Source organism: Streptomyces katrae (assembly GCF_000966975.1).
GTDB classification, from domain to species: Bacteria; Actinomycetota; Actinomycetes; order Streptomycetales; family Streptomycetaceae; genus Streptomyces; species Streptomyces katrae.
Window position 1 is genome coordinate 1 of the sequence record NZ_JZWV01001705.1, and the last position, 1,305, is coordinate 1,305.

Annotated in this window: 2 protein-coding genes and 1 pseudogene; 1 reads left to right on the forward strand and 2 read right to left on the reverse strand. The window is 76.6% G+C overall.

Translation table 11 applies throughout. The features are described 5' to 3' along the window. Positions 1 to 229: pseudogene (locus VR44_RS40220) on the reverse strand (class I SAM-dependent methyltransferase); the annotation flags it as partial. A 198-nt stretch (positions 230 to 427) separates the two neighbouring features. Further along, a complete protein-coding gene (locus tag VR44_RS40225) occupies positions 428 to 838 on the reverse strand; it encodes a DUF3224 domain-containing protein (protein ID WP_045952653.1) in 411 nt (136 codons plus the stop codon). Between the two features lie 111 nt (positions 839 to 949). Between VR44_RS40225 and VR44_RS40230 the strand changes: the two genes are divergently transcribed. After that, positions 950 to 1,305: helix-turn-helix transcriptional regulator (locus VR44_RS40230; RefSeq protein ID WP_045952654.1), on the forward strand; the 356-nt coding region annotated here is incomplete at its 3' end.

The following is a 1,305-nucleotide window of genomic DNA, read 5'->3' on the forward strand; positions in this document are numbered from 1 at the left end:
CGCTGCCCCGGTGGTGGTCGACGGTGATCGCGGGCACCCCCGCCTCGCGGGCGGCGTCGGCCAGCAGGATGGTGGAGCGGCCGCAGTAGGTGCCGACCTCCAGCAGCGGGAGCCCGAGCGCGGCCGCGGCGGAGGCCGCCTCGTGGAGCGCGAGGCCCTCGCCGACGGGCATGAACCCCTTGGCGGCCTCGAAGGCGGCGAGGGTCTCCGGCTTGGGGGTGGCGGCCATGGTTCCTCCGGTGGTGGTGTGTGGCGGCCCATGCTGCCCTACCGCCGGGTAGCCGACCAGGGCGGGGGGCCCTCCGCCGGGAGCTCCGCGCCGGGGCCGGCGGCCGGCGCCCGAGGTCGGCGTCCGTGGCACTCCGGGGCCGGCGCCGGGGCCAGCGCCGGGCCGGCGCCCGGGGCGGCGGCCGCGGAGTGTGCGTCGTCAGGCCAGGTCGTAGTCGAAGGTGTAGGGGACGGACGGCTCGCCGTGCCGGGCGACGAAGCCGCCGGTGCCGCGCAGCCCGGTCAGCTCGCCGGTGCCCGAGCCCGGAACGACCTCGAACTCGCAGCGCACGGAGCCGTCCTCGGCGAACGAGCCGCGCTCCTCGACCGCGAAGCCGCCCTCGCGCCCGTCGAGGCGGCCGGCCAGCAGCTCCATGCCGGTGAAGGTGCCCGTCTTCTCCGTGACGTAGGCGATGGTGTACTCGCAGGTGGTGCCGGCGGCCTCTATGCCGCCGGAGAAGGAGTTGACGACCGAGGCGTGGGCGAGCTTCGGGTGGACCCCGTCCGGGCTGATGGTGCGCTCCTGCCAGTCGGCGAAGGTGAACAGGCCGGTCGTCCGCTGCGTGGGCATGGGGGTCCTCTCGTCGGGCCGCCGCCGTGCGGGCTCCTCCCGTACGGCGTGTGACCAGCCTCGGCGGCATACCTGACACCTCCTGTCAGGTATGCCGCCGAGAATGGCCGCATGCGCGCCGACCGACTCCTCTCCCTGCTCCTGCTGCTCCAGAGCCGTGGCCGGATGACCGCCCCGGAGCTGGCCGCGGAGCTGGAGGTGTCCGTGCGCACGGTGTACCGGGACGTCGAGGCGCTCGGCGCGTCCGGAGTGCCCGTCTGCGTGGACCGGGGGCCCGCCGGCGGCTACCGGCTGATGGACGGCTACCGCACCCGGCTGACCGGTCTCACCGACGCCGAGGCCGGCTCCCTCTTCCTGGCCGGGGCGCCCGGGCCCGCCCGGGACCTGGGCCTGGGCGCGGTGGTGGCCACCGCCCGGCTGAAGCTGGAGGCCGCGCTGCCCGCCGCGCTGGCGGACCGGGCCCGGCT

What these genes read in the sequence shown, in the direction of transcription:
- VR44_RS40225 (WP_045952653.1), bottom strand. Translation starts at nt 838, where the DNA reads ATGCCCACGCAGCGGACGACCGGCCTGTTCACCTTCGCCGACTGGCAG.